This is a genomic window from Pseudomonas sp. FG36, assembly GCF_057809275.1.
Genome location: NZ_JBMDJQ010000016.1, coordinates 24,190 through 51,180 on the forward strand (window position 1 = coordinate 24,190; position 26,991 = coordinate 51,180).

The 26,991-nt window shown below is 63.4% G+C and carries 25 protein-coding genes; 17 read left to right on the forward strand and 8 right to left on the reverse strand.

From position 1 onward, the window contains the following. The first annotated feature begins 76 nt into the window (after positions 1–76). The 14 genes from ACODS9_RS14265 (at position 77) to ACODS9_RS14330 (ending at position 14,599) form a co-directional block, all read left to right on the forward strand. On the forward strand, positions 77–772 hold the full coding sequence (locus ACODS9_RS14265) for a response regulator (protein WP_401107002.1): 696 nt from the start codon (positions 77–79) through the stop codon (positions 770–772). Beyond that, positions 756–2,210, forward strand: a complete 1,455-nt coding sequence (locus tag ACODS9_RS14270) for an ATP-binding protein (RefSeq protein ID WP_489094104.1) — start codon at positions 756–758, stop codon at positions 2,208–2,210. Before ACODS9_RS14265 ends, ACODS9_RS14270 begins: the two co-directional genes overlap by 17 nt. Positions 2,211–2,465: 255 nt before the next feature. Further along, complete coding sequence (locus tag ACODS9_RS14275; RefSeq protein ID WP_489094134.1) at positions 2,466–2,717, forward strand: DUF4123 domain-containing protein; 252 nt, start codon at positions 2,466–2,468, stop codon at positions 2,715–2,717. Then, complete coding sequence (locus tag ACODS9_RS14280; RefSeq protein ID WP_489094105.1) at positions 2,717–3,031, forward strand: hypothetical protein; 315 nt, start codon at positions 2,717–2,719, stop codon at positions 3,029–3,031. Before ACODS9_RS14275 ends, ACODS9_RS14280 begins: the two co-directional genes overlap by 1 nt. 22 nt (positions 3,032–3,053) lie before the next feature. After that, on the forward strand, positions 3,054–3,587 hold the full coding sequence (gene tli1a, locus ACODS9_RS14285; protein ID WP_489094135.1) for a Tli1a family immunity protein: 534 nt from the start codon (positions 3,054–3,056) through the stop codon (positions 3,585–3,587). Next, positions 3,575–5,902 carry a T6SS phospholipase effector Tle1-like catalytic domain-containing protein gene (locus ACODS9_RS14290; protein ID WP_489094106.1) on the forward strand — a complete coding sequence of 776 codons (2,328 nt, stop codon included), beginning with the start codon at positions 3,575–3,577 and terminating at the stop codon, positions 5,900–5,902. Before tli1a (ACODS9_RS14285) ends, ACODS9_RS14290 begins: the two co-directional genes overlap by 13 nt. Beyond that, positions 5,895–6,461, forward strand: coding sequence for a Tli1a family immunity protein (gene tli1a / locus ACODS9_RS14295; protein ID WP_489094107.1), 567 nt, complete (start codon positions 5,895–5,897; stop codon positions 6,459–6,461). The genes ACODS9_RS14290 and tli1a (ACODS9_RS14295) overlap by 8 nt, the downstream gene beginning before the upstream one ends. 121 nt (positions 6,462–6,582) lie before the next feature. Beyond that, on the forward strand, positions 6,583–7,800 hold the full coding sequence (locus ACODS9_RS14300) for a D-mannose isomerase (RefSeq protein ID WP_489094108.1): 1,218 nt from the start codon (positions 6,583–6,585) through the stop codon (positions 7,798–7,800). Positions 7,801–7,915: 115 nt separating this feature from the next. After that, on the forward strand, positions 7,916–9,202 hold the full coding sequence (locus tag ACODS9_RS14305; RefSeq protein ID WP_489094109.1) for an ABC transporter substrate-binding protein: 1,287 nt from the start codon (positions 7,916–7,918) through the stop codon (positions 9,200–9,202). A gap of 132 nt (positions 9,203–9,334) precedes the next feature. Then, a complete protein-coding gene (locus ACODS9_RS14310) occupies positions 9,335–10,243 on the forward strand; it encodes a carbohydrate ABC transporter permease (RefSeq protein WP_023630395.1) in 909 nt (302 codons plus the stop codon). Next, the gene (locus ACODS9_RS14315; protein WP_023630394.1) at positions 10,236–11,081 is read left to right on the forward strand and encodes a carbohydrate ABC transporter permease; all 846 of its coding nucleotides are present in this window, start codon (positions 10,236–10,238) and stop codon (positions 11,079–11,081) included. Before ACODS9_RS14310 ends, ACODS9_RS14315 begins: the two co-directional genes overlap by 8 nt. 3 nt (positions 11,082–11,084) lie before the next feature. Further along, the gene (locus ACODS9_RS14320; RefSeq protein ID WP_038706737.1) at positions 11,085–12,239 is read left to right on the forward strand and encodes an ABC transporter ATP-binding protein; all 1,155 of its coding nucleotides are present in this window, start codon (positions 11,085–11,087) and stop codon (positions 12,237–12,239) included. A 13-nt stretch (positions 12,240–12,252) separates the two neighbouring features. Beyond that, on the forward strand, positions 12,253–13,626 hold the full coding sequence (locus tag ACODS9_RS14325; protein WP_489094110.1) for a carbohydrate porin: 1,374 nt from the start codon (positions 12,253–12,255) through the stop codon (positions 13,624–13,626). Positions 13,627–13,744: 118 nt separating this feature from the next. Next, a complete protein-coding gene (locus ACODS9_RS14330) occupies positions 13,745–14,599 on the forward strand; it encodes a D-hexose-6-phosphate mutarotase (protein ID WP_046854323.1) in 855 nt (284 codons plus the stop codon). Here the strand turns inward: ACODS9_RS14330 and hexR are convergent. Next, positions 14,592–15,455 (reverse strand): DNA-binding transcriptional regulator HexR, encoded by an 864-nt coding sequence (gene hexR, locus ACODS9_RS14335; protein ID WP_172670918.1) that lies wholly within the window; start codon positions 15,453–15,455, stop codon positions 14,592–14,594. The two genes, ACODS9_RS14330 and hexR, sit on opposite strands and share 8 nt — an antisense overlap. A 191-nt stretch (positions 15,456–15,646) precedes the next feature. On the opposite strand from hexR, the gene zwf reads away from it, so the two are divergent. Genes zwf through ACODS9_RS14350 form a run of 3 tightly spaced genes read left to right on the forward strand, consistent with a single transcriptional unit; the run spans position 15,647 to position 18,508 of the window. Beyond that, positions 15,647–17,116, forward strand: a complete 1,470-nt coding sequence (zwf, locus tag ACODS9_RS14340; RefSeq protein WP_046854324.1) for a glucose-6-phosphate dehydrogenase — start codon at positions 15,647–15,649, stop codon at positions 17,114–17,116. Next, a complete protein-coding gene (pgl, locus tag ACODS9_RS14345; protein ID WP_489094111.1) occupies positions 17,103–17,816 on the forward strand; it encodes a 6-phosphogluconolactonase in 714 nt (237 codons plus the stop codon). The genes zwf and pgl overlap by 14 nt, the downstream gene beginning before the upstream one ends. A 17-nt stretch (positions 17,817–17,833) precedes the next feature. Beyond that, positions 17,834–18,508: a bifunctional 4-hydroxy-2-oxoglutarate aldolase/2-dehydro-3-deoxy-phosphogluconate aldolase gene (locus ACODS9_RS14350; protein ID WP_046854326.1), complete on the forward strand. Its 675-nt coding sequence runs from the start codon at positions 17,834–17,836 to the stop codon at positions 18,506–18,508. 84 nt (positions 18,509–18,592) lie between these two features. On the opposite strand, the gene ACODS9_RS14355 is transcribed toward ACODS9_RS14350, so the two are convergent. The 7 genes from ACODS9_RS14355 to leuA all read right to left on the reverse strand — a co-directional run bounded on the left by ACODS9_RS14355 (position 18,593) and on the right by leuA (position 26,876). Next, positions 18,593–19,825: a coiled-coil domain-containing protein gene (locus ACODS9_RS14355; RefSeq protein ID WP_401106879.1), complete on the reverse strand. Its 1,233-nt coding sequence runs from the start codon at positions 19,823–19,825 to the stop codon at positions 18,593–18,595. 7 nt (positions 19,826–19,832) lie between these two features. Next, positions 19,833–20,183: a DUF6384 family protein gene (locus ACODS9_RS14360; RefSeq protein ID WP_401106882.1), complete on the reverse strand. Its 351-nt coding sequence runs from the start codon at positions 20,181–20,183 to the stop codon at positions 19,833–19,835. A 10-nt stretch (positions 20,184–20,193) separates the two neighbouring features. After that, a complete protein-coding gene (locus ACODS9_RS14365; protein ID WP_401106885.1) occupies positions 20,194–21,228 on the reverse strand; it encodes a DUF6384 family protein in 1,035 nt (344 codons plus the stop codon). Then, the gene (locus ACODS9_RS14370; RefSeq protein ID WP_401106887.1) at positions 21,225–22,367 is read right to left on the reverse strand and encodes a merozoite surface protein 3b; all 1,143 of its coding nucleotides are present in this window, start codon (positions 22,365–22,367) and stop codon (positions 21,225–21,227) included. Before ACODS9_RS14370 ends, ACODS9_RS14365 begins: the two co-directional genes overlap by 4 nt. Positions 22,368–22,411: 44 nt before the next feature. Further along, the gene (locus tag ACODS9_RS14375) at positions 22,412–23,764 is read right to left on the reverse strand and encodes a coiled-coil domain-containing protein (protein ID WP_401106890.1); all 1,353 of its coding nucleotides are present in this window, start codon (positions 23,762–23,764) and stop codon (positions 22,412–22,414) included. Between the two features lie 4 nt (positions 23,765–23,768). Then, entirely contained in the window at positions 23,769–24,989 is a 1,221-nt protein-coding gene (locus tag ACODS9_RS14380; protein ID WP_401106892.1) for a DUF6384 family protein, read from the reverse strand. Positions 24,990–25,202: 213 nt separating this feature from the next. Beyond that, positions 25,203–26,876, reverse strand: coding sequence for a 2-isopropylmalate synthase (leuA, locus tag ACODS9_RS14385; RefSeq protein WP_046854327.1), 1,674 nt, complete (start codon positions 26,874–26,876; stop codon positions 25,203–25,205). Between the last annotated feature and the right edge of the window lie 115 nt (positions 26,877–26,991).

Below are 26,991 nucleotides of genomic sequence, written 5' to 3' on the forward strand. Positions count from 1 at the left end.
GTCCCCACAGCAGGCATCAAGATCTGCGTTTACAAAAGGACTGACCATTGTGACCACTGCCGGCAAATCGATCCTGATGGTCGACGACGACCAGGACATCCGCGAACTGCTGCAGACCTACCTCGCCCGCTGCGGCCTGCAGGTGCACGCCGAACCTGACGGCCAGGGCTTTCGCCGCGCCCTGGACGCCAATCCCTACGACCTGGTGATCCTCGACGTGATGCTACCCGACGAAGACGGCTTCAGCCTGTGCCGCTGGGTTCGCCAGCACCCGCGCCAGGCGCGAGTGCCGATCATCATGCTCACCGCCAGCTCCGACGAAGCCGACCGGGTCATCGGCCTGGAGCTGGGCGCCGACGACTACCTCGGCAAGCCCTTCAGCCCGCGTGAGTTGCAGGCGCGGATCAAGGCCTTGTTGCGCCGTGCCGATTTCGGCCAGGCGGTGCCGGCCAGTGCGGTTCTGGCCTTCGATGACTGGCGCCTGGACACGATCAGCCACCGTCTGTTCCACCGCGACGGCGAAGAGGTGATCCTCTCCGGCGCCGACTTCGCCCTGCTCAAACTGTTTCTCGATCACCCGCAGCAGATCCTCGACCGCGACACCATCGGCAACGCCACCCGTGGTCGCGAGCCGATGCCGCTGGACCGTATCGTCGACATGGCGGTCAGCCGCCTACGCCAGCGCCTGCGCGACACGGAAAAACCACCCCGGCTGATCCGCACCGTGCGCGGCAGCGGCTACCTGCTGGCGGCCAATGTCTGCCCGGCCTGACGAGCGTCGCTGGCGCCTGCTGCCGCGCTCGCTGCTGGGGCGCATGCTGCTGCTTACCTTGCTGGTGGTGTTGCTGGCCCAGGGCCTGTCCAGCGTGATCTGGGTCGCGCAGCTGCGCGCCAGCCAGCTGCAGGGCTTGCGCGCCAGCGCCAGCAGCCTCGCGCATTCGATGAGTGCCAGTGTCAGTTACTTCCGCTCGCTGCCGGTGGCGTACCGGCCCATGGTGCTGGACCAGTTGCGCAGCATGGGCGGCACGCGCTTCTTCGTCTCGCTCAACGTCAAGCCGCTGGAAATGCCGGTGTTGCCGATCACCCCGCGCAAACAGGCGGTGATCGACGTGTTCCAGGAGGTGCTGCACGAGCGCCTTGGCCAGCAGATGGAGATCTCCGTGGAATTCGTCAGCCCCGACGATCTGCGCATCTTCAACAGCGGCCTGAAACTCGATGAGCTGCCCCGCTCCTGGGCGCACTATTCGCTCACCCTCGAGCCGCTCAACCCGCCGGTGCTGGTGACCCAGATCCGCCTCGGCGAGGGCGAGTGGCTGTACATCGCCTCGCTGCTGCCCGAGCCCTACACCAGCCTCGAGGCCGAACGCCTGCCGCGTCAGCAGATCGGTTTCATTGCCCTGACTACCGTGCTGTTGCTGCTGTTCATCGGCCTGCTGGTGCACTGGCAAAGCCGGCCGCTCAAACGCCTGGCACGGGCTGCGCGGGAAATGTCGCTGGGCGCCGACGTGGCCCCGGTGGCCGAAGGCGGCGGTAGCGAAGTGGTCGAAGTGGGGCGGGCGTTCAACAGCATGCGCGAGCGGATCAGCCGCTACCTGACCGAGCGTTCCCAGCTGTTCAGCGCCATTTCCCATGACCTGCGCACACCGATCACGCGCCTGCGCCTGCGTGTTGAGCTGCTCGAGGACGAAAAGCTGCAGGCCAGGTTCAGCCGCGACCTCGATGAGCTGGAGTTGCTGGTCAAGGGCGCGCTGCAATGCGTGAAGGACACCGATATCCACGAGAACATCGAGCCGATCGATCTCAACCAGGTGCTGGAGATGCTGGCCGAGCCTTATCTAGGCGATGGGCGTATCACCGTGGAGGGGCAGGCATTGGCACCGTACCCTGGCAAATCGCTGGCCTTGCGCCGCTGCATCGGCAACCTGATCGACAACGCCATCAAGTACGGCGAGCGCGCGCAGCTGCGCATCATCGATACCGCCGAGAGCTTCGTGCTGCAGGTGGACGACCAGGGGCCGGGGGTGCCGGAGCAGCGCCTGGAGCAAGTGTTCGAGTCGCACTTCCGCCTGGCCGGGCAGCAGCAGGGGTATGGGCTGGGGCTGGGCATCGCGCGCAACATCGCCCATAGCCATGGCGGCGAGGTGAGCCTGTTGAACCTGCGCGAAGGTGGATTGCGGGTGACCTTGTACCTGCCGCGGACTGTCGATTGAGTGTTGTTCAAAACCAGGTAGCAGACTCGATTGGGGTGGGAGTTTCCGACGCTGGCACGATCTCTGTGGACGTGGCCTTGTTTCGCGATGAGCTGCGCTCCTCATTCAAGTTGCGGGAAACGAACACCGACGTCCGGTGGTTCTTGTGGGACGTTTCTGAAGCATTTGTAAGGCGTTGATTTTAGCTTGCTGGACCATGGTCTATGCGCCAGCGTGACGCTCCTTGGAAGTCTGTCCGGCCCATTGACTAGGTCAGTGCGGCCTGCACATGAACGAGCAAGGAGTCAGCGATGCACCGATTCAACATCATGCCCGAATCACCTTCCTGGCCGTGCGCAATTGCTGGCGCTGGTCTCGCACTGGCCGTTCAAGTCCCTTGGCGAACACTTAGAGGGCGGCCTCGAAGCGCGCCACGGCGGCGTCACCGGGCTGCTGCGCTACTACGACCTTCGCTTGTTCGGGCTGCTTTTCAGCCATGTGCTGCACCCCGAGCAGCAGCAGGCCTGATGAGCCCCGCCGTGCTCTGGAACTGGCTCGACCGCGATGGGCAGGCGTGTTTTTTGCCGGGTGCGGCCGTAGTGCCTGGTGAACCGCTGCGGTTCGAACCGGTGACGCTGAGCGACTGCCCGCTCGACATTCTGTCGTGTGCCAGTGATGTCACTCAGTCGATGAAGGCCTTGAGCGCGGCCTGTCCCGTTGGGTGGAGCGCCGAACAGCGGTTTCAGGCCAGTTACCACGCCATGCTCGAAGCAACAAACGCGGGTAGGTGGCAGGAAGCAAAACGTGTGGCCTTTGCCTTGGAGCGGCTGCGAGATGCGTGATCGATTTTATTTCCGCCGCTGTATGGGTGGCGCAATTGACCAGTGGCCTCGGTGTGCGCGTGTGGCTCTCTTGCTGGTTGGGCTGAGCGGATTGCTCGCGGTGCAGGATGGATGGGGCAGCACTATTGAGGCTGTCAACCATACGCATTGGGCCATAGATCGCTTCAGCGTGGATGGACGATCAGGGGCCGATAGCATCGGGCCGTATCAGGGGGGAGGCGGGGGGTGTTGCTTTGTCGCCCCTGAGCATTGGAATCCAGGCATGACGGTGCGTGTGGATTGGCAAACAGGGGTTGGAAGTTCAAAGGGGTTCCCGGGCTTTGGCGATTGGCAGAAGTTCCTGCTGTGGGAAAAGCAAGTCAAATCTCAGCGCCGCCAACACAGCAAAGTCGTCCCCGTAACCGACTACACCGGCCAAGACGTGTGCGGTATCACTGTGCACTTCCTCCCTTGCGACGACATCCAGGTCACCACCTCCTGCCACGCCTTCGGCAGCCCCGAATACCCGATCAAGACGCCTCTGAAATTGCCGGAGCCGCATTCATGTCCAAAATGAAAGCCCCTGTCTGGTACCCCCCGCAGTTCCCGCTGCAAGGGCGTCTGCCACAAACCGCTGCCGAGATTGGGCGCAACCAGCGGCTTCAGGAAAAACTGGAGCGTGACTATCAGGATGCCTTGAGTGTGGCCGCCGGTGCACGGCAGCAGCCACCTTGCTGCAGGACCTTGCATATCAGCCTGTTCTTCGACGGCACCGGCAATAACCTGAACAACGACTTGTATGAGTCGGCAGTTGCGCACCCGACCAATATCGCCCGGCTGTTCCGCGCCACCATCGGTGCCGGTCACGCCGGTGGCACAGGGCATCGCGGCACGGTCAGCGATCTGACCGACGCTGACGGCATTGGCTACGGCCAGTTCTACAAGTACTACATGCCAGGCGTCGGCACGCCGTTCCCCGAAGTGGGTGATCTGGACTACAGCAGTGACGGACTGGCCTTTGCCCGCCGGGGTGAAGAGCGGATCAACTGGGCGCTGTTGATGATCATCGACGCCCTGCGGCGGGCGCTGAAACTGCCGCGCCGAGACAACGCAGCGTTGCAGGCTGCCGTCGAGTCAATGGGCACCTGGCGCGGCACCGAATGGATCAAGGGCCGGATCAATCGCGCGAATGTATTGCGTAAAGAACTCAAGGCGCTCGAAGGGCCCTTGCGCATCGCCCTCAACCCGCCGCTTGGGCACTCGAAATTGCTTGGCGTGCGTCTGTGGGTGTTCGGTTTTTCGCGAGGGGCGGCCGCCGCTCGGGCCTTCGTCAACTGGCTGAATCATCTGCTGGCTCCGCAAGAATCCACGCCTACCTTGCTGGCCGGTGAAGCGAAACTGCCGATCAGCGTGGCGTATCTGGGGTTGCTGGATACGGTGGTCTCGGTCGGAGTGGCGGATATTTCACCGGGGGCCAACGGGCATATGGGCTGGGGCGATGGCAGTCAGGAGTTGCCACGCGGGAAGCTGATCGAGCGATGTCTGCATCTGGTGGCCAGTCATGAGCAGCGGTTGAGTTTTCCGCTGGACTCTATTCGGCGGGAGGATGGGACATATCCGCATAACAGCGTTGAGGTGATTTATCCGGGAATGCATAGCGATCAGGGCGGGGGGTATCCGCCGGGGGATCAGGGGAAGGGTGTAGGTCGAAACGATAGTTTGCTTCTTTCGCAAATTGCACTAAACGACTTGTACTCAGATGCATTCTCCTATGGGGCCCCTTTTAAAGTTCCTTCTGCGATTCTCTCCGTTCGGGCTCAGGATGACTCTTGGCGAACAATGTCTGCTGATGTTGTGAAAGGGTTTCTGGCTGCGCCGGAGTTGGTGGCGCGGTTTAACGCTTGGCGCCTAGTGACATTGGGATTGGCACCGGCTCACGAGCCAACTGAAATTTATGATGTTCTGCCATCAAGTTCCACTTTGGAAGATGCCCTGCGCAACCAAATGAACTGGCTAACCGCCTGGCGCATTGACCGCTATGCCTTCGGAACCCTGAAAGACACTGCGTTCTACCACCACGCGACCGACGAACACGCCACTACCGAAGCCCGACAAAAGGCCGAAGCCGAGCGCAATGCCAAACAGGCCGAAATCGAGAAACGCCGGGAACTACAAGCGTTCTTCGAACATCGCGGCGCCGAGAAAAAGCCACTGGAGCCCGGCGTCAAGGACTTCGATCCCGACAAGTCGAAAACTCAGCTGCGCGAAGCGGCCGAAGAGTTTGGCCGACACTACCGCGACGCCAACAGTGACCCTTATCTGGCCTTCGTCAAGAACATCACCCTTCTGCGTTGGGTCTCCCTCCCGGCGCTTGTTGCGCACTGGAATCTCAAAGACAAGCTCGCCGAGCACCAGCGCATGAAAGAGGGTGGGCAAGGTAAAGTCAGCCAGCTCTTCCCGCCGCCTCGCGGGCGAACCAACCACATTTCGGAAACGGAGCGCGGCCCTGTCGACGAAAGCCTCAATCAAACGCAGCCCACCGGCCTGCTGCGAGCGTTGTTTGACGATCAGGTACACGACTCCCGCGCCTGGTTCCTCCATGCGCTGCTCAATCAGCAATACGTTGGCCAGAACGTTGCCGTAGGGCGTGAACCCTGGGGCAGCTACTTCACCGAACGGATGGTGTTCTTCAGCGAGGCCAACCGTCGCGACGTGACGTTGGTACCCGTGCCTGGCGAGCACGGCGGGCCGGAAACCAAAGTTGCCGCGGCGGGTAATGGCACCACCTCACTGCCACTGACAAGCGAACAACTTCGGGCGCAGATCGCAGAACGGATGGCTGCGATCTGGAGTGCGCCTGGCGGCCAGGCTCAAGGAGAGCAGGATGCTTGATAAGCCATTTCGACTAGCGGTCAAGAAAAGCCCCCGACTTCCTGCAGTCACGCAACGGTGCGTTTGGCTTGCCGTATTGTTTGCAGTGGCCTCCCCATGGTCCGCATCTGTCGCCCAAGCCAGCACCATCGAAGGAATCAACCATACCCACTGGGCGATCAATCGCTTCAGTGTGGACGGGCGCTCAGGGATTGATGCTATTGGTGCGTACCAGGGCGGTGGTGGCGGCTGTTGCTACATTGCGCCGAAGCGCTGGATGCCGGGTATGACGGTGAGGGTAGATTGGGAAACTGGTGTATGGAGCTCCGACGACTTTCCAGGCTCCGCTGATTGGGACAAAGTCTTGCAGTGGGTAGAGAAAGTCGATTCCCAGCGCCGCCAACACAGCAAAGTCGTCCCCGTAACCGACTACACCGGCCAAGACGTGTGCGGTATCACGGTGCACTTCCTACCTTGCGACGACATCCAGGTCACCACCTCCTGCCACGCCTTCGGCAGCCCCGAATACCCGATCAAGACGCCTCTGAAATTGCCGGAGCCTCAGTCATGTCCACAGTGAGTACTAGTTGTACACACCTCACAGTTTCGTCACCAACTGGTGACAATCCAGCCAGCCTTCGTGACATCCCGCGCAGGACCGCTGGCTAGAATCGGCTGACAACAACAAGGAAGGTGCACCCATGGCCATCAGCTGGCTCGACTCCGCGACACACCATGCCTGGCTCGACGCCGAGGCCCTGCGCCTGCTCGCCTTCGCCAGGGCTTCGCGCCTGCCACAGGGGTTCGGCAACCTCGATGACGAAGGCCGCCTGCCCCGTTGCGCCCTGGCCGAAACCATGAATACCGCGCGCATGACCCACAGCTTTGCCCTGGCGCATATCCAGGGCGTTCCCGGTTGTCGCGAACTGGTCGAGCATGGCGTCGATGCCCTGCAAGGCCCGTTGCGCGACCAGGAACATGACGGCTGGTACGCGCAGCCCGAAGGTCATGGCGACACCGGCAAGGCCGCCTACTTGCACGCCTTTGTCGCCCTTGCCGCCAGCTCGGCGGTGGTGGCGGGCATCAGCCAGGCGTCGGCGTTGCTGGAGGCGGTGACCCAGGTCATCGAGCAGCGCTTCTGGTGCGAAGAGGAGGGCGCCCTGCGCGAGTCGTTCTCCCGCGACTGGCTGCACGCGGAGGCCTACCGGGGCGCCAACAGCAACATGCACGGCGTCGAAGCCTTCCTCGCCCTGGCCGACGTGACCGGCGAAACACAGTGGTTGCTGCGCGCCCAACGGATTGTCGAGCGCTTGATCCTGACCCGCGCCGCTGCCGACGGTATGCGCGTCACGGAGCATTTCGATGCGCAGTGGCAGGCGCTCCCCGACTACAACCGCGAAAACCCCGCCGATGGCTTCCGTCCCTACGGGACCACGCCCGGCCACGCCTTCGAATGGGCGCGCCTGGTGCTGCACCTGGAGGCGGCCCTGCAAAGGGCGCAACTGCCTGCGCCCGAGTCCTTGCTGCCCGCCGCCCGGGGCCTGTTCGACAGCGCCTGTCGCCACGCCTGGCAGGCAGACGGCGCGCCGGGGCTGGTCTACACCCTGGACTGGCACAACCGCCCGGTGGTGCGCGAGCGCCTGCACTGGGTGCATGCCGAGGCCTGTGCCACTGCCGCGGCGCTGTTGCGACGTACCGGTGAAGCCCAGTTCGAACACTGGTACCGCTGCTTCTGGGACTTCATCGCCAGCCACTTCATCGACCGCGCCCACGGCGGCTGGCACCACGAACTCGACCCGGCCCTGCTGCCCAGTGCGCGCATCTGGGGCGGCAAGCCCGACCTCTACCATGCCTACCAGGCCCTGCTGCTGCCACGCCTGCCGCTGGCGCCGAGCCTGGCCACGGCCCTGGCTTTGTAACCAGACGATGACATTCGCGCATCCGTTCGTTACCTGACGCCGGGCGCGACCTCCCTACACTCCATGCCATGCAAGCGACAGTCTTGCCTCGCATAACAACAAGAAAGGTAATCTCATGCATCCGACGCTTCGTCTCGCCGCCGCGATCTCCTTCGCCTCCCTGTTCTCCCTCAGTGCCCAGGCCGCCGACTCCAAAGGCAGCGTGGAAGTCGTCCATTGGTGGACCTCCGGCGGCGAGAAGGCCGCGGTCGACGTGCTCAAGGCGCAGGTCGAGAAGGACGGGTTCACGTGTAAGGACGGCGCGGTGGGTGGGGGCGGTGGCCCCACCGCCATGACCGTGCTCAAGAGCCGCGCCGTGGCTGGCAACCCGCCCGGGGTCGCGCAGATCAAGGGCCCGGATATCCAGGACTGGGCCGCCACCGGGTTGCTCGATCCCGACGTGCTCAAGGACGTGGCCAAGGACGAGAAGTGGGACGGCCTGCTCGACAAGAAGGTCGCCGACACCGTGAAGTACGACGGCGACTACGTGGCCGTGCCGGTGAACATCCACCGTATCAACTGGCTGTGGATCAACCCGGAAGTGTTCAAGAAGGCCGGTATCGACAAGGCCCCAACTACTCTCGATGAATTCTACGCCGCCGCCGACAAGCTCAAGGCTGCTGGCTTCATCCCACTGGCCCACGGTGGCCAGCCGTGGCAGGACAGCACCGTGTTCGAGAATGTGGTGCTCTCGGTGATGGGCGTCGAGGGCTACAAGAAGGCCCTGGTCGAGCTGGACGAAAAGGCCCTGACCGGCCCCGAGATGGTCAAGGCGCTCACCGAGCTTAAGAAGGTAGCCACCTACATGGACCCGGACGGCAAGGGCCAGGACTGGAACCTTGAAGCGGCCAAGGTCATCAACGGCAAGGCCGGCATGCAGATCATGGGCGACTGGGCCAAGAGCGAATGGACCCTGGCGAAGAAGACCGCCGGCGAGGACTACCAGTGCGTGGCCTTCCCGGGCACCGACCAGGCGTTCCTCTACAACATCGACTCGCTGGTGGTGTTCAAGCAGAAGGACAAGGGTACCGCGGCAGGCCAGCAGGACATCGCCCGCAAGGTTCTGGGCGAGGACTTCCAGAAGGTCTTCAGCATCAACAAGGGCTCGATCCCGGTGCGTAACGACATGCTCGCCGACATGGGCAAGTACGGCTTCGACAGTTGTGCCCAGACGGCAGCCAAAGACTTCCTGGCCGACGCCAAGTCCGGCGGCCTGCAACCGAGCATGGCGCACAACATGGCCACCACCCTGGCGGTACAGGGGGCGTTCTTCGATGTGGTGACCAACTACATCAACGATCCCAAGGCCGATCCGGCCGATGCGGCGAAGAAGCTGGCCGCAGCCGTCAACGCCGCCAAGTAAGGCTCTGACGGCCCTATCACCGGCAAGCCGGCTCCCACAGGTACAGCGATCAGCCTGAGCACACCTACCTGTGGGAGCTGGCTTGCCAGCGATGAGGCCCATGCAGGCAATCTCGCATCGGGAACCCAGATCATGACTACAGCAACCGCCCGCCTGCGGGCCTCACCCCTGGACGCGCTGCAGCGCTGGCTGCCGAAACTGGTGCTGGCGCCGAGCATGTTCATCGTCCTGGTGGGCTTCTACGGCTACATCCTGTGGACCTTCGTCCTCTCGTTCACCACCTCGACTTTCCTGCCCACCTACAAGTGGGCAGGCCTGGCGCAGTACGCCCGGCTGTTCGACAACGACCGCTGGTGGGTGGCGAGCAAGAACCTGCTGCTGTTCGGCGGGCTGTTCATCGGCATCACCCTGGCCATCGGCGTGTTCCTTGCGGTGCTGCTCGACCAGCGCATCCGCCGCGAAGGCTTCATCCGCACCATCTACCTGTACCCCATGGCGCTTTCGATGATCGTTACCGGTACCGCCTGGAAGTGGCTGCTCAACCCCGGCATGGGCCTGGACAAGCTGCTGCGTGACTGGGGCTGGGAAGGCTTTCGCCTGGACTGGCTGATCGACCCCGACCGGGTGGTCTATTGCCTGGTGATCGCGGCTGTGTGGCAGGCCTCGGGCTTCATCATGGCGATGTTCCTCGCCGGCCTGCGCGGCGTCGACCAGTCGATCATCCGCGCCGCCCAGCTCGATGGCGCCAGCCTGCCGCGCATCTACTGGACCGTGGTCCTGCCCAGCCTGCGCCCGGTGTTCTTCAGCTCGCTGATGATCCTCGCGCACATCGCGATCAAGAGCTTCGACCTGGTGGCGGCGATGACTGCGGGCGGGCCGGGCTACTCCTCGGACCTGCCGGCGATGTTCATGTATTCGTTCACCTTCAGCCGTGGCCAGATGGGCATGGGCTCGGCCAGCGCCATCCTCATGCTGGGCGCGATCCTGGCGATTATCGTCCCCTACCTGTACTCCGAACTGCGGGGCAAACGCCATGACTAGTCCTGTCGACAAACCCGCGCTGAACCTCAGCCGCATCGCCATCCACGCGGTGCTGCTGCTGGCGGTGCTGCTGTACCTGGTGCCGCTGGTGGTCATGCTGCTGACCAGCTTCAAGACCCCCGAGGACATCGGCAGCGGCAACCTGCTGAGCTGGCCGGCGGCGTTCACCGGCATTGGCTGGGCCAAGGCCTGGGCCACGGTCAACGGCTACTTCCTCAACTCGATCCTGATCACCGTGCCGGCGGTGCTGATCTCCACGGCCATCGGCGCGCTCAACGGCTATGTGCTGTCGATGTGGCGCTTCCGTGGCTCGCAACTGTTCTTCGGCCTGCTGCTGTTCGGCTGCTTCCTGCCGTTCCAGACCGTGCTGCTGCCGGCCTCGTTCACCCTTGGCAAGCTGGGCCTGGCCAGCACCACCAGCGGCCTGGTGCTGGTGCATGTGGTGTACGGCCTGGCCTTCACCACATTGTTCTTCCGCAACTACTACGTGAGCATCCCCGAGGCGCTGGTCAAGGCCGCGCGCCTGGACGGCGCCGGGTTCTTCACCATCTTCGGGCGGATCATCCTGCCGATGTCGACACCGATCATCATGGTCTGCCTGATCTGGCAGTTCACCCAGATCTGGAACGACTTCCTGTTCGGCGTGGTGTTCTCCAGCGGCGACTCGCAACCGATCACCGTGGCCCTGAACAACCTGGTCAACACCAGCACCGGGGCCAAGGAATACAACGTCGACATGGCCGCGGCGATGATCGCCGGGCTGCCGACGCTGCTGGTCTACGTGATTGCGGGCAAGTATTTCGTGCGCGGGCTGACCGCCGGCGCGGTCAAGGGGTAAGTCATGGCAACACTCGAACTACGCAATGTGCACAAGACCTATGGCGCGGGCCTGCCGGACACGCTCAAGGACATCCAGCTGGCGATCAAGGACGGCGAGTTCCTGATCCTGGTCGGGCCCTCGGGCTGCGGCAAGTCGACGCTGATGAACTGCATCGCCGGCCTGGAAAGCATCAGCGGCGGGGCGATCCTCATCGACGACGAGGATGTCAGCGGCATGAGCCCCAAGGATCGCGACATCGCCATGGTGTTCCAGTCCTACGCGCTGTACCCGACCATGAACGTGCGCGACAACATCGCCTTTGGCCTGAAGATCCGCAAGATGTCCCAGGCCGCCATCGACGAGGAGGTGGCGCGGGTCGCCAAGCTGCTGCAGATCGAGCACCTGCTGGGGCGCAAGCCCGGGCAGCTGTCCGGCGGCCAGCAGCAGCGCGTGGCCATGGGCCGGGCGCTGGCGCGGCGGCCGAAGATCTACCTGTTCGATGAACCGCTGTCGAACCTCGACGCCAAGCTGCGGGTGGAGATGCGCACCGAGATCAAGTTGATGCACCAGCGCCTGAAGACCACCACGGTGTATGTCACCCATGACCAGATCGAGGCCATGACCCTGGGCGACAAGGTGGCGGTGATGAAGGACGGCATCATCCAGCAGTTCGGCACCCCGCAGCAGATCTACAACGACCCGGCCAACCTGTTCGTCGCCAGCTTCATCGGCTCGCCGCCGATGAACTTCATCCCTGTGCGCCTGATGAAGCAGGACGGGCGGGTGCTGGCGCTGCTCGACAGTGGCCAGGCGCGCTGCGAGCTGCCGCTGGGCGTGGCGGCGGATGAGTTGGAAGGGCGCGAGATCATTCTCGGCGTGCGCCCTGAACAAATCTCGCTGGGCGCCGCGGAGGGCAACGGCATGCCTGCGATCCGCGCCGAAGTGCAGGTTACCGAGCCCACTGGCCCGGACCTGCTGGTGTTCGTCACCCTCAACCAGACCAAGGTCTGCTGCCGCCTGGCGCCGGATGTGGCGTGCCGGGTCGGCGACAGCCTCAACCTGCAGTTCGACCCGGCGCGGGTGCTGCTGTTCGACGCCGGCAGCGGCGAACGCCTCGACCTCGCCGCCAGTGGCACTGCCATCAAGGACAACGTGACTCGCTTCAAGGGCCGTTGAATCGTCTAGAACAATGCATAACAAGAAAAGAGGACGCAAAGGGATGGAACATCGCAAACGCATCAAGACCCTGGGATCGCTCGCCTTGCTGGCGCTGGTCGGCAGCAGCGGGGCTCAGGCCGCCGAGGCTTTCTCGTCGGAATCGAAATGGATGACCGGCGACTGGGGCGGCACCCGCACCGAGCTGCTGGAGAAGGGCTACGACTTCACCCTCGACTACGTTGGCGAAGTGGCCGGCAACCTGCACGGTGGCTACAACGACGACAAGACCGCGCGCTACAGCGACCAGTTCGCCCTGGGCGCGCACCTGGACCTGGAGAAGATCTTCGGCTGGAAGGACACCGAGTTCAAGCTGGCGATCACCGAGCGTAGTGGCCGCAACCTGTCCAACGACCGCATCAGCGACCCGCGTGCCGGGCAGTTCAGTTCGGTGCAGGAGGTCTGGGGGCGCGGCCAGACCTGGCGCCTGACGCAGATGTGGGTCAAGCAGAAGTACTTCGACGGCGCCCTGGACGTGAAATTCGGCCGCTTCGGCGAGGGCGAGGACTTCAACAGCTTCCCCTGCGACTTCCAGAACCTGGCCTTCTGCGGCTCGCAGGTGGGCAACTGGGTCGGCGGCATCTGGTACAACTGGCCGGTCAGCCAGTGGGCGCTGCGGGTCAAGTACAACATCACCCCGGAATTCTTCGTCCAGGTCGGCGCCTACGAGCAGAACCCGTCGAACCTGGAGACCGGCAACGGCTTCAAGCTCAGCGGCAGCGGCACCAAGGGCGCGATCCTGCCAGTGGAAGCGGTATGGTCGCCGAAGGTCAACGGCCTGCCGGGCGAGTATCGCCTGGGCTACTACTACAGCACCGCCAAGGCCGACGACGTGTACGACGACATCAACGGCAACCCGCAGGCGCTGACGGGCGCGGCGTTCAAGTCGCACTCCAGCAAGCACGGCTGGTGGGTGGTGGCGCAGCAGCAGGTCACCGCCCATGCCGGTGACGTCAACCGCGGCCTGAGCCTGTTCGCCAACTTCACCGTGCACGACAAGGCCACCAACGTGGTCGACAACTACCAGCAAGTCGGCCTGGTCTACAAGGGCGCCTTCGATGCCCGGCCCAAGGATGACATCGGCTTCGGCATCGCCCGCATCCACGTCAATGACGATGTGAAGAAGCGCGCCGAGCTGCTCAATGCCCAGTCCGGCATCAACGACTACGACAACCCGGGCTTCGCGCCGCTGCAGCGCACCGAGTACAACGCCGAGCTCTACTACGGCTTCCACGTCACCAACTGGCTGACCGTGCGGCCCAACCTGCAGTACATCAAGAGCCCGGGTGGTGTGGACGAAGTGGACAACGCGCTGGTCGCGGGGTTGAAGATTCAGTCGTCATTCTGAGAAAAATTGTTGTAAATTTACGCCATCCATCTCGACCTCCCGCTAACCACTGGCCAGCAGTGGTTAGCGGGCACGGGGCGAGACAGCGCTATCTCGAACAACAAAAGAGCTCGGAACCATGCCTGAACATCCGCTACATCGCTTCTTCACCTCGCAACGGCCGAGGCCGACCTTCGAGTGGGAGCGTTACCAGCAGCGCGATGTGCTGATCATCGACCACCCTCGCTGCCAGGCGGTGTTCAGCCGCCAGGGCGGGCAGCTCCTGCACTTTCAACCCGCTGGTGAGAAACCCTGGTTGTGGTGCGCCGAGCAGTGGCCGCAGGTGGGGGCCATCCGCGGAGGCGTGCCGGTGTGCTGGCCCTGGTATGGCCGCCATCCCAGCGAGGACCTGTGGCCGGCCCATGGCTGGGCGCGCCTGCTGGACTGGAAGCTGGTGGACAGCCGCGAGGACGAGGAGGGGGTGACCCTGAAATGGCGCCTGGACCTGTGCGACTGGCAGGTCGACCTGCATGCCCGGCTCGGGGCGAGCATGGAACTGAGCCTGAGCACCGAGCACCAGGACAGCGAACCGTGCCAGCTGAGCCATGCGCTGCTGGCCTACTGGCGGATCAGCGACGTGTCGAAGATAGCGCTATCCGGGCTGGAGGACATCGATGGCTACGATCGCCTCAATCGCCAGGCCTGCCGCGAAGACGGCGCGCTGACCCTCAAGGGCGGTTGCCAGCGGGTCTACCCCGGCACGCCGCGGGTGCAGCTGCAGGACCCGGCATGGCAGCGCGAACTGTGCATCGACACCGGCGACAGTGACGACACCGTGGTCTGGCACCCTGGCAACCGGCCGTTGATGGGCGTGAGCGGGCGCGAGTGCCAAGGCTTCGTCTGCGTGGAGGCGGCCAGCGGCAGTGGCGAGGGCCTGAGCCTGGCGCCGGGCGAGCGGGCGCACCTGCGCTTGCAGGCGCACCGGCTCAGTTGAGGTCGTCGTCCTCGATCGGGTAGCGGCTGGCGTTGAGGCTTTCCTTGATCTTGCGCAGGTGCGGCTGGAAGTCCACGCCACGGCGCAGGGTCATGCCGGTGGCGAGCACGTCGAGCACGGTGAGCTGGATGATCCGCGAGGTCATCGGCATGTAGATGTCGGTGTCCTCCGGCAACGGGATATGCAGGCTCAGGCTGCAGGCCTGGGCCAGGGGCGAGCCGGCGGCGGTGAGGCCGAGCACCGAGGCGCCGTTTTCCCGGGCCAGGCGCGCCACCTCGACCAGCTCGCGGGTGCGCCCGGTGTAGGAAATGATCACGAACAGGTCGCCGGTGTGGGCCACCGAAGCCAGCATGCGCTGCATCAGCACATCGGCGTGGGCCGACACGGCGAGGTTGAAACGGAAAAACTTGTGCTGCGCATCGAGGGCCACAGGGGCCGAGGCGCCGAGGCCGAAGAAGTGGATCTGCCGGGCCTGGATCATCATGTCCACGGCGCGGCTGACCTGCTGCGGGTCGAGCGCCTGGCAGGCACTGTCGAGCGAGGCAATGGCACTGCCGAAGATCTTCTGGGTGTAGGCGGCCGGATCGTCGTCGGCCTCCACCGCGCGGCTGACATAGGCGGCGCCGCTGGCCAGGCTCTGCGCCAGTTGCAGCTTGAGCTCGGGGTAGCCGCTGACGCCGAACGAGCGGCAGAAGCGGTTGACCGTCGGTTCGCTGACACTGGCCGCCTGGGCCAGGGCGGCGATGCTGAAGCGGGTGGCTTGTTGCGGGTTGAGCAGGATGACTTCGGCGACCTTGCGTTCGGCCTTGTTCAGCTCGTCGAGGCGGCCCTGGATCTGTTCCAGGAGGTTTCGCACGCGGTCCATGGTGTGTCCTTGGGTCGGGAAGCAGGCTTTTTGCGCTGGTGTGTATCCTACTGTCGGTAAGATTGTCACACCACTTGTCTGTAATGGCTGTATTGGATGTTGTGGTTTTTACTACATTAACCCTTGAAAAGCAGGGTTGAAACCGGTATTCCTAGTCCAACATTTATAAAAGAACCAACATCATGGCCGCGATCAGTGTCGAACCCTGCACCTTCGCCCTCTTTGGCGCCCTCGGCGACCTGGCATTGCGCAAGCTGTTCCCCGCGCTCTACCAGCTCGACCGCGCCGACCTCCTGCACCCCGACACGCGCCTGTTGGCCCTGGCCCGCGAGCCGGGCAGCGTGCAGGAACACCTGAACAACATCGAAGCCCATCTGCGCCGCCACGTGCCTGAGGCCGAGATCGATGCCGCTTCCCTGGGGCGCTTCCTGGCGCGCCTGAATTACCTGCACCTGGACTTCGTCGAGCCCGAGGGCTACCAGGCCTTGGCCGAACAGGCACCGAGCGGGCAGCCGCTGATCGCCTACTTCGCCACGGCGGCGGCGGTCTACGGCGCGATCTGCGAGAACCTCGACAAGGCCGGCCTGGCGTCGCGTACCCGGGTGGTGCTGGAAAAGCCCATCGGCCACGACCTGGAGTCGTCGCGCCGGGTCAACGACGCCGTGGCGCGGTTCTTCCCCGAGAGCCGGGTCTACCGTATCGACCACTACCTGGGCAAGGAGACGGTGCAGAACCTGATCGCCCTGCGCTTCGCCAACAGCCTGTTCGAAACCCAGTGGAACCAGAATTCCATCTCCCATGTGGAGATCACCGTCGCGGAGAAAGTCGGCATCGAGGGCCGCTGGGGCTACTTCGACAAGGCCGGCCAGCTGCGCGACATGATCCAGAACCACCTGTTGCAGCTGCTTTGCCTGATCGCCATGGATCCGCCCAGCGACCTCTCGGCCGACAGCATCCGCGACGAGAAGGTCAAGGTACTCAAGGCCCTGGCACCGATCACCGGAGAAGGTCTGAGCACCCATGTGGTGCGTGGCCAGTACATCGCCGGTTTCAGTGACGGCAAGCCAGTGCCGGGTTACCTCGAAGAGGACAACGCCAACGCCCAGAGCGACACCGAGACCTTCGTCGCCCTGCGCGCCGATATCCGTAACTGGCGCTGGTCGGGCGTGCCGTTCTACCTGCGCACCGGCAAGCGCATGCCGCAGAAGCTGTCGCAGATCGTCATCCATTTCAAGGAAACCCCGCACTACATCTTCGCTCCGGAACAGCGTTTGCAGATCGGCAACAAGCTGATCATTCGCCTGCAGCCGGACGAGGGTATTTCGCTGCGGGTGATGACCAAGGAGCAGGGCCTGGACAAGGGCATGCAACTGCGCAGCGGCCCGCTGCAGCTGAATTTCTCCGACACCTGGCGCAGCGCGCGGATCCCGGATGCCTACGAGCGGTTGCTGCTGGAAGTGATGCGCGGCAACCAGAACCTGTTCGTGCGCAAGGACGAGATCGAATACGCCTGGAAATGGTGCGACCAGCTGATTGCCGGCTGGAAGCACACCGGCGACGCGCCCAAGCCCTATGCGGCCGGTTCCTGGGGGCCGATGAGCTCGATTGCATTGATTACACGTGATGGGAGGGCCTGGTATGGCGATATCTGAACTGCAACTGCCGGCGACCGTGAAGGTTCATCAGCTGGCCGATCCGAAAACCCTGGCGGCAACCCAGGCCCATGATGTGGCCGAGCGCCTGCGCCAGGCGATCGCCAGCAAGGGGCAGGCCTGCCTGGTGCTGTCTGGCGGGCGTAGCCCGGTGCCGTTTCTCGAGAAGCTGGCCGGCGAGGCGCTGGACTGGTCCCGGGTCACCGTGAGCCTGGCCGACGAGCGCTGGGTGCCGGTGGCGCACGACGACAGCAATGCCGGCCTGCTGGCCCGCCATCTGTTCAAGGGGCCGGCGGCCAAGGCCCGTTTCATCGGGCTCTACCAACCCGCCGCCAGCCTCGAAGCCGCTGCCGAGCAGACCGACCAGGTGCTGGCCGACCTGCCACCGATCGATGTGCTGGTGCTGGGCATGGGCGACGATGGCCATACAGCCTCGCTGTTCCCGGCCAGCCCCAACCTGCGCCAGGGCCTGGCCAAGGTCGGTGAGCGCCGCTGCCTGCCGATGCTGGCGCCCAGCGTGCCGCACCAGCGCCTGAGCATGACCCGCGCACTGCTGGCCACTGCCGGCCTGACCCTGTTGTCGGTACAGGGCGCGGGCAAGCTCGCCACCCTGCGCACCGCGCTGGCGGCAGAAGACCCAACCGAAATGCCGATTCGCGCCTTTCTTCACGACCCCCTGGACATCTACTGGTGCCCATGAGCCAAGGATCCATTGTCATGACCACCCTCGAACGCCCACAGCCTTTGCTCTCGATGGCCGACAAAGCCGCGCGGATCGACGCGATCTGCAACAAGGCGCGCATCCTGCCGGTAATCACCATCGCCCGTGAGGAAGACATCCTGCCCCTGGCCGATGCCCTGGCCGCCGGCGGCATCCGCACCCTGGAAGTGACCCTGCGCTCGCAGCACGGCCTGAAGGCCATCCAGGTGCTGCGCGAGCAGCGTCCGGAGCTGTGCGTCGGCGCCGGCACCGTGCTCGACCGCGGCATGTTCGCGGCCGTCGAGGCGGCGGGCGCGCAGTTCGTCGTTACCCCGGGCATCACCCAGGACATTCTCGAAGCGGGCGTGGACAGTGATATTCCGCTGTTGCCGGGCATCAGCACGCCGTCGGAAATCATGATGGGCTACGCCCTGGGCTACCGCCGCTTCAAGTTATTCCCGGCCGAGATCAGTGGCGGCGTGGCGGCGATCAAGGCATTCGGCGGCCCGTTCGGCGACATTCGCTTCTGCCCTACCGGCGGGGTCAACCCGGCCAACGTGCGCAACTACATGGCCCTGCCCAATGTGATGTGCGTGGGCGGCACCTGGATGCTCGACAGCAGCTGGATCAAGAACGGTGACTGGGCGCGGATCGAGGCGTGCAGCGCCGAGGCGATGGCGTTGCTGGACTGACAGATTTCGTTGTGTGCTACACGGCTTGTGGGGCGCTTGGTCGGCGCCCCTTTTTTTTGCCTGAGTCATTTAGGCCGATAATTGTCAGCCGCTGCCAGGCCGGCTGGGGTCGTTCAGTGTCCGTGCGCTGGTAAGCAGGGTCTTGATCGCCTGCAGGTCCATCTCGCCTCGCTGGTAGGCCTCGATGAACTGCCTGATCGGACGAGGGATGATGTAGCGGCTGTTGCGATCTTGGTAAAAGTCGTTGCGCAAGGCGCGATCCAGTGCCAGCGCGCGCTCATGGTCGAAGCTCGTGCGGTCACGCACCTGCAGCAGCCTGGTGCTGGCCTCCTGCTGTGCAAGCAGGCGTGGGTGCAAGTCCTGTAGCTCACTCACCAACGCGTCATCGGCCCCATCCGGTGTGGCGGCGGCATGCTGCATGAGTTGCGCAAGCGGGCGGGTCTTGAGTTTCGCAGTGAGCTGCTCGCGGATACGTTGCAGGTTGCGATCCAGCCCCTGGCTGAAGACGCTCAACTGCAGGTGCCAGGCATCGACTTCGGCCTTCGCCTCGGACAGTTCGTGGTCGAGAGCATCGTCCTGTGCCCAGAGCGCCGGCAAGCCCAGCCTATGGTACGCCTCGTCCAGAAGCGCCTGGTGTTCACGTCCCATTTGCTCCCTGTCGCGCATGCGCTGTTCCCTTTGTGCTTCATTGCGGTCGAGCATTGCCTGGAGCATCTGTTCGTTGGCCTGGTTTACCTGGAAATTCACCTTGCGGGCGAGGAAGTCATCGAGCCAGGTACGCAGCAAGCGAGGTCTGTAGCGCTCGGTTGCGTAGTCGCGTAATACCAGAGCGCGGAATATCGGGTTGTTCCAGTACGCTACCAGCTTTGCCCTGCACTCGTCGCGGATCTCCACATAAGCCAGTTCGGCCTGCGGCTCGTTGTCCAGCGATCGGCGAATGTGCGCAGTCAGGCTCAGGTATGCCGGGTCTTTCTCAAGTTGAGTACGTGCCTGGGTTTCAAGTGTGCCGATGCGTGTCTGTAGGTGGCGCTGAATCTCGAGGCGCGCCTCGATCAGCCGTTGCAGGCGATCGATGTGGTCGTGCAGCTCGGCTTGTGCGCTTTCGCGTTCGGCCAGCAGTTGTCGGGTCTCAGGATCAAGCTCTGGGCCGTGTTCCAGTTGGAAACTGGCAAGTTCATTGAGTTTCTCGGCCATCAGGCACTCAAGCCTGACCTCGCGAGCAATTGCCTCACGCAAGTCTTCTTCGGCTTCACGCTGCGCCAGCAGGGTGCTACGGGTGTAGCTGTCGATCGCGATGAACAGGGTATCGGGTGTCATGGCTTGGTCATATCCAACCAGCAAGCAGTGCCCAGCTCAGGGCGCCGACAGCCAGTACGGCCGCAGTTGGCGGGATCAGCAGCGAAGGCGACAGGGCCAGGCGCACCAGCAAGCGCTCCCACCTGCTCAACGGCGGCACTTCGAAGACCAGGCGTTGGGCGAAGAATGCCCGTACGCCCTGTTCGATGTGCGCCTGTTCATGATGGATACCGTTGCGCTGGTAATAGCTGCGTATGCGTTCGCTTACTTCGCTGCGCTGCTTCGGCAGATCCAGGTGCTCCTGCAGTGCGAGTTCCTGGTGGCGCAATTCGTCGACCAGGGCCATGGCCCCCATCTGTTCGGAAAGTGAGACGGTCATTGGTGGGTCATCAGAAGCTGGCGGAAACGATGGACTGGTTGGTGTCGGCCGGATTGTCGAAGCTGCTACCGGCGAAGACGCGATTGTCGAAGTGCCGGCTCAGGTTGTAGGCATCCTTGCGGCCGATGACCGGGTAATCGACGCGGCCCTTGGCCTGCTTGGCCTGCTGGGCTTTCAGGTACTGCGCGTGGGTGACCTGCACACCGAGGAAGTCGGCGAGGGCGATCGCGCCGGTGTGGCCGTTGGCGAGCGGCATCGTCACCACCTTGCCCTGCGGGTCGCGTGCCTGAAACACCAGGAACCATGCCTTGCCGTCCTCGCTGCCTGGCTGGCACGCCGAGGTCTTGCGGCAGCGTTCGTAACCGGATATCTGTCCGGCGCCGTCGGGGATGCGCAGTTGCAGCTGCGCTTCGGTGTAGTCGGTGTACACCTGCAACTCGCGCAAGGCCTGAATAGCCTTGGCCGGCCCATGGTTGGCCACCAGCGCGCCGGTGGACCGGGCGAACGGCAGCAGCTTGGCGCGCACGTCTTCCGGTAGCGGCATGCCGTCCAAGCGGGCCATCAACTGAGTGTACTGGTCCAGGCGTGCCTGGTGCGCCGCTCGGTCCGCTTCCCTTGTCCAGGCTGGCGCCGGCACGCCCAGGCCCTTGTTGGCGGGGGCGCTGACCTCGGTCGGTCGGGTGGGCGCTACAGGTTGGCGCAGATTCGCCGTCAGCAAGGCACCGCCCAGCAAGGCGACCGACGCCAGCCCGCCCCAGGCCAGCAGCCTGCGACGCAGGAGCATCCCGGCCAGCAACCTGTGGGGCCAGGGTAGTTGCGGCGCCTCGAACACCAGGCGGCGGGCGAAGAACGCGCGTACCCCTTGCTCGATCAGGCTGTCATCGCAAGCGATGCCTTGGCGCTGGTAGTAGCCACGAATGCGTTCGACGATTTCCGCGCGCCGCCGTGGCAGGTCGAGATGCTCCTGCACCTGGCGCTGCTGCAGGCGCAGCTCGTCGACGAGGGCCATGGCCCCCATCTGTTCGCTGAGCGAGCCTTTGCTCATTGAGCGGCTTTGCTCAGCAAGGCGGCGAAGGCGCGCTTGGCGTCTTCGACTGCGGTGGAGATTTCCAGCGCGGCCTTGCTCGACTCGGCACGGTAGGTTTCGGTGAGGCCTTTCATGTCATTCTGGAAATCCAGGGTGGCCTGGGCCAGGGCGCGCACCGATTCGACGCGCAGGGTCGAGCCATAGCTGGCTTTCATCGCCGCCCCCAGTTGCTGGTTGCCCAGCTCGCCCAGGGCTTCCAGACCCTTGTTGATACCGGAGGTGGTGGCGTTGAGGGTATGGGTGGCCTCGGCCATGCCCTGGTTGGCTGTGAACGAAACCGCAAGGCTGGTGAGCACGATTTCGTTGGTGGCGAAGAACGACACCATTCGCTGGTACTGACGCTCCTTGACCACATGCACCTGGCTGATGCGGGCGAAAACCATCTCGGCGGTGTTGTAGCCAACCCGTAGGTCGTCAGCGATATCCTTGACGATCTGGTAGCTTTTGTCTTCGTTCTGCAGGGCTCGCACCGCTTCGTCACGCACCAGCTCCAGTGCCGCGATGCGGGCGGGCGCTTCGCTTGCGGCCGCAGCCACGGTAGCGTTGGCGGTGTCCAGGGCACTGCTGCACTCTTGCAGGGACTGCCCTGCGATGATCAGTACTTGCTGAGCATCGACCTCGGCAGTCTTCATGGCCAGGCGGAAGTCCATGTACGCTTCCAGGATCAGGCTTTCGCGAGTGATCTGATCGCTCGCGGCCGCGCAAACGTCCAGGTAGTGCTTGCGGATGTCCTCGAAGCGGCTCGGGATCGAGCCCCGCAGCATGCGCATCCAGGCCAGTTTGAGGCGTTCGAGGGTATCCAGGCGACCATCGTCCATCCATGTGGCCATGGCAGCCGCATCTTCACGAATTGACGTGAAGCTGTCGGTGATATCCATGTAGCGGTGAGAGATATCCATCCCGGCGATCTGCTCGCGTACGGTCTGGTTGAACAGCGACGCCTGCTGCAGTACCGCGGCGATGCCGGTGACACGCAGGTTGTCGTAGTGCGCGACCTTGTCCAACAGGGTCAGTACTGGCGCTGGCTGGGGCGCCTGGCCGAAGGCGATGCCGATTTTGCGCAGGCCGTCAAGGGCGCGTTCGAGGTATTGGCTCATGGTGATCCTTGCCTGAGTGGATATCTGCAATTGAGTTGCGCTATTCAGAAACTGTTGGTGGTGCGGAACCCACCACCGCCGGAACTGCTGGAGGTGCTGAAACCGCTTCCACCGAAACTGCCTGACGTGGAGAAGCTGCTGCCATGGGAGCTGGTCGAGTTGCTCCGGTCGTCATCCGGAAGCTGTGGCGACACGAACTGCCGACCTTCATCAAGCAAGCGCTGCACGTCGGACTGTTCCAGCTGGCCTCGCATGTAGTCGCCGAGTATTTGTTCGATGGGCTGCTGCAGCTGGTACACATGGCTTTGATCGCGGTAATGGGCATCGCGCAGCGCGTACTCCAGAGTTTTGGCCCGGTCATAGCGTTGGCGCTGGTTGTCACTCTGGTCGCGCAGGCTCCTCAGAGGTTGCTGAATCTCCCGTAGCCGCGCGTGCAGCAACTGCAGGTCGCCTACCAGGATGTCGTCGTCCGGGCTAGGTGTCCTGGCTGCCTCGATGATCAGCTCGGCCAAGGGGCGTGCCCTGAGCCTGTCGGTGATGCTCTGGCGAATCTGCAACAGATGGGGATCGCGTTGCTGATTGAAGTCGGCCAGTTGAGCATGCAGCGAGCTGGCGTCGGCCTTGGCCTCGCTCAACAACACTTCCAGCTCCTGTTCCTCGGCCTGCAAGGCCTGCATACCAGCTGCTTCTCGGGCTTTTTCCAGATGCTGCTGGTGTTGCGCCTGCAATTGCTGCCGCGCCTGGGCGAGGCTCTGGCGCTGGGTCTCGTTGCGCGTGTACATGGCCAGCAAGGTCTGTTCGTTGGCGTAGTTGACGTTAAAGTCGACCTTACGCGCCAGGTAGTCGTCCAGTGCACGCTGGAAGGGGTAAGGCCGGTATTGTTCGGTCCCATAGCTACACGCCTTGAGAAAACGGTAGAGCGGGTTGCTCTTGTAACCCTCCAGTTTGTTGGCGCACTCGTTGCGGATTTCCTCGTAATCCGTATCGGACTGCTGTTCGGCTTGCCGGGCCGCATTCAGTTGTTCCAGCAATTGGGCGAAAGCAGGATCCTCGTCGAGCAGACGCTGGGCCTGGGCATCGAGTTGGCCGAGATCACTGCGCACTTGCTGACGTTTATCCAGTTGGGCGGCTATCAACTGCTCGACTCGTTCGAGCGCCTGGATAAGGTTGGCTCGGGCGTACTCGCGCTGTTCGAACAACAGCCGCGTATGCACGTCTTGATCGGGGTCGATATTCAGCTGCAGGGTGGCAATTTGGCCTAGCTTCGAGGTGATCTGGTCTTCCAGCCGGGCTTCTTGGTCAAGCTGGGTATACAGCGCTTGCTCAGCTTCACGTCTGCTCTGTTCGGCTTGGCGCGAGTTGTGTTCGAGCGCATTGACAAGGGCGATCGGTGTCATGGCATTACCATTCCAGAATCATGTCAGGGGTAGCGTTGGTGCTCTGGCTGAAGTGTATGCTCAGGCTGTTCACCGGTTTTCTGCCGATCAGGCGTTGGCTAATATGGCCATCTTCGAGCTTGTCCTGCCGGACCCGCAGATATTCGTCGTAACTGACGCGGACACCGAAACGATTGGCCCAACGGGTCTTGCCGGTCTCCACGCTGGTCACCGGCGCCCACGTCTGCTTACCGGCAGCGTCGAAGGGTTCGACGATCAGATACCAGCTTTTGCCTCGGGTGCTGTTCGGGCTGCAGCCGGCGTTTTCGTAGCAGCGCTCCACGCCCGATTTGATGTCGGGGCGATCGATCAGCTCGATGGTCAGGGGTTCTGCGGCGTAAATCAGGTAGTCCTTCACTGCTTCGAGGGTGGAGTCGGCCTTTTCCAGTTGCAGCTTGGAGATGTTTTCACCGGCACGATTGAGCCAGTCAGCCAGCTGCTCATGATCGGCCTTGGGCAGCGGCATGGCATTCAGGCGATCCTGCAGTTGCTGCTGCCGGTCGAGGCTGATGTAGACGTGCTCCACGCGGTTGAGTCGTTTTCTGGCCTTTGCCAGGTTGTTTTGCGCGCCGGCCAATACGAAGTACGCTTGTTCGATTCGAGCATTGAAGGGGGCGCGGTTGTCGCGGGTGATCGGATCGGGTCGTACGACATTCAATGTTTGGCTGGGGCTGGGCAGCAGACGCTCGACCTTGACGAGCAGATCCGCCACCACTGGAACCGGTTGGCGTGCCTGACGCGCCTTCGATTGCTCCAAACGCTGGCGCTGCGCAGCTAAATCCATCTGCAACAGCTGGGCGTCGATGGCCAATTGGTCGGCGCTCAGGCCCGCTCGAATGTTGAGTCCACTTTCCACTAGAAACAGTGTGCCCAGGCCCAAGGCTATCAGCAGCACGCTGTAGGCCACGCCTTTTAGCAGCGGTCGGTAGGCCATGGCCAGACGAGTCAGCAGGCGTTGTGTAAAGCCCAGTGCAGGGGCTTGGAATTCAAGGCGTCGTGCGAAGAATTGACGTACGCCTTCCTCGACCGTTGTTTCGTCGAAGGCGATGCCATGGCTCTGATAGTAAGTGCGAATGCCTTCGGCCACTTCGGCCCGGCGCCGAGGCAAGTCAAGGTGCTCCTGGATGGCCATTTCGCGATGACGCAGTTGGTCAACCAGCCCCATGGCGCCAATCCGTTCACTCATTGGGATGCTCATCGATTGCATTCCAGCGGGCGGTGGCGTCGTACGCGCGCCAGGCAATAGCTCATGGTGCTCCTTGCATGAGTGGGGGAGGGCTCGCGCAGTATACCCATGAATGAAGGCTAAATGATGGCCTGCTTTCTGCAGCCTCTTGATCTCATCCAGCGCGCACAAAAAAGCCCGCATCTCTGCGGGCTCTTCTGGTCGATCAGCGCATCAAGCCGCTTTGGCCTGCTGCTGGCTCAGCGAGCGGTTCAGTGCGCTGAACAGCGCCTTGAAGCTGGCGGTGGTGATGTTCTCGTCGATGCCCACGCCGTGCACCGGACGCCCGCCGGCCACGCGCAGCTCGATGTAGGCCGCGGCCTTGGCATTGGTGCCGGCGCCTATGGCGTGTTCGTTGTAATCCATGATCTCCACGGCGATCGGCAGGCCGGCCACCAGTGCTTCGAGGGCGCCGTTGCCCTTTCCGTGCCAGTGCAGGGTGGTTTCGCCTTCACCGGAGACTTCCACTTGCACGTGGCTGCTGCCGTTCTCTTCCTGCAGACGGTGGCTGACCAGGGCATATGGCGCGTTGGCCTGGAGGTACTCCTTCTGCAGCAGCTTGTAGATCTGCTCGGCGGTCATTTCCAGGCCGAGACGGTCGGTCTCGCCCTGTACCACCTGGCTGAACTCTATCTGCATGCGGCGCGGCAGGCTGATGCCATATTCCTGCTCGAGCAGGTAGGTGATGCCGCCCTTGCCCGACTGACTGTTGACGCGGATCACCGCCTCGTAGCTGCGGCCGATGTCGGCCGGATCGATCGGCAGGTATGGCACTTCCCACAGCTCGCCGTCCTGCTGCTTGGCGAAGCCCTTGCGAATGGCGTCCTGGTGCGAGCCGGAGAAGGCGGTGTGCACCAGGTCGCCGACGTACGGGTGACGTGGGTGCACCGGCAGCTGGTTGCACTCCTCGACGACCTTGCGCACGCCGTCGATATCGGAGAAGTCCAGCTGCGGGTCGATGCCCTGGGTGTAGAGGTTCAGTGCCAGGGTCACCAGGTCGACGTTGCCGGTACGCTCGCCGTTGCCGAACAGGCAGCCTTCGGCACGGTCGGCGCCAGCCATCAGGCCCAGCTCGGTGGCGGCGATGCCGGTGCCACGGTCGTTGTGGGTGTGCAGGCTGATGATCACGCTGTCACGGCGGTTGACGTTACGGCAGAACCACTCGATCTGGTCGGCGTAGACGTTCGGCGTGGCGACTTCGACGGTGGCCGGCAGGTTGAGGATGATCTTGTGCTCGGGGGTCGGGTTCCACACCTCGATCACCGCGTCGCACACCTCTTTGGCGAACTCCAGTTCGGTGGCGCTGAAGGTCTCGGGCGAGTACTGGAAGGTCCACTGGGTTCCCGGCTGCTGCGCCGCGTACTTGACGAACAGCTTGGCGGCATTGACCGCGATGTCCTTGACGCCCTGCTTGTCCTGGTTGAAGACGATGCGGCGGAACGACGGGCAGGTGGCGTTGTACAGGTGAACGATGGCCTTCTTGGCGCCGCGCAGGGATTCGAAGGTGCGCGCGATCAGGTCTTCACGGGCCTGGGTGAGCACCTGGATGGTGGTGTCGTCCGGGATGTGGCCGTCTTCGATCAGGGTGCGCACGAAGTCGAAGTCGGTCTGCGATGCGGACGGGAACGACGCTTCGATTTCCTTCACGCCTACTTGCACCAGGGTCTTCCAGAAGCGCAGCTTCTTCTCGGCATCCATCGGCTCGATCAGCGACTGGTTGCCATCACGCAGGTCGGAACTGCACCAGATCGGCGCCTGGGTGATGGTCTTCGACGGCCAGGTACGGTCAGGCAGGTCGATGGTCGGGAAGGCGCGGTACTTCTTCGATGGATCTTTGAGCATGGTCATGGAAGCAATCCTTTTATGTGCGGCCGTGATCGGGCCTGCCGAACGTGTACGAGATGAAAAGGCGAGGCGACGCGATTCACCCTGGTAGTCGGGCGCTGACCAGGCAGAGGCTGCG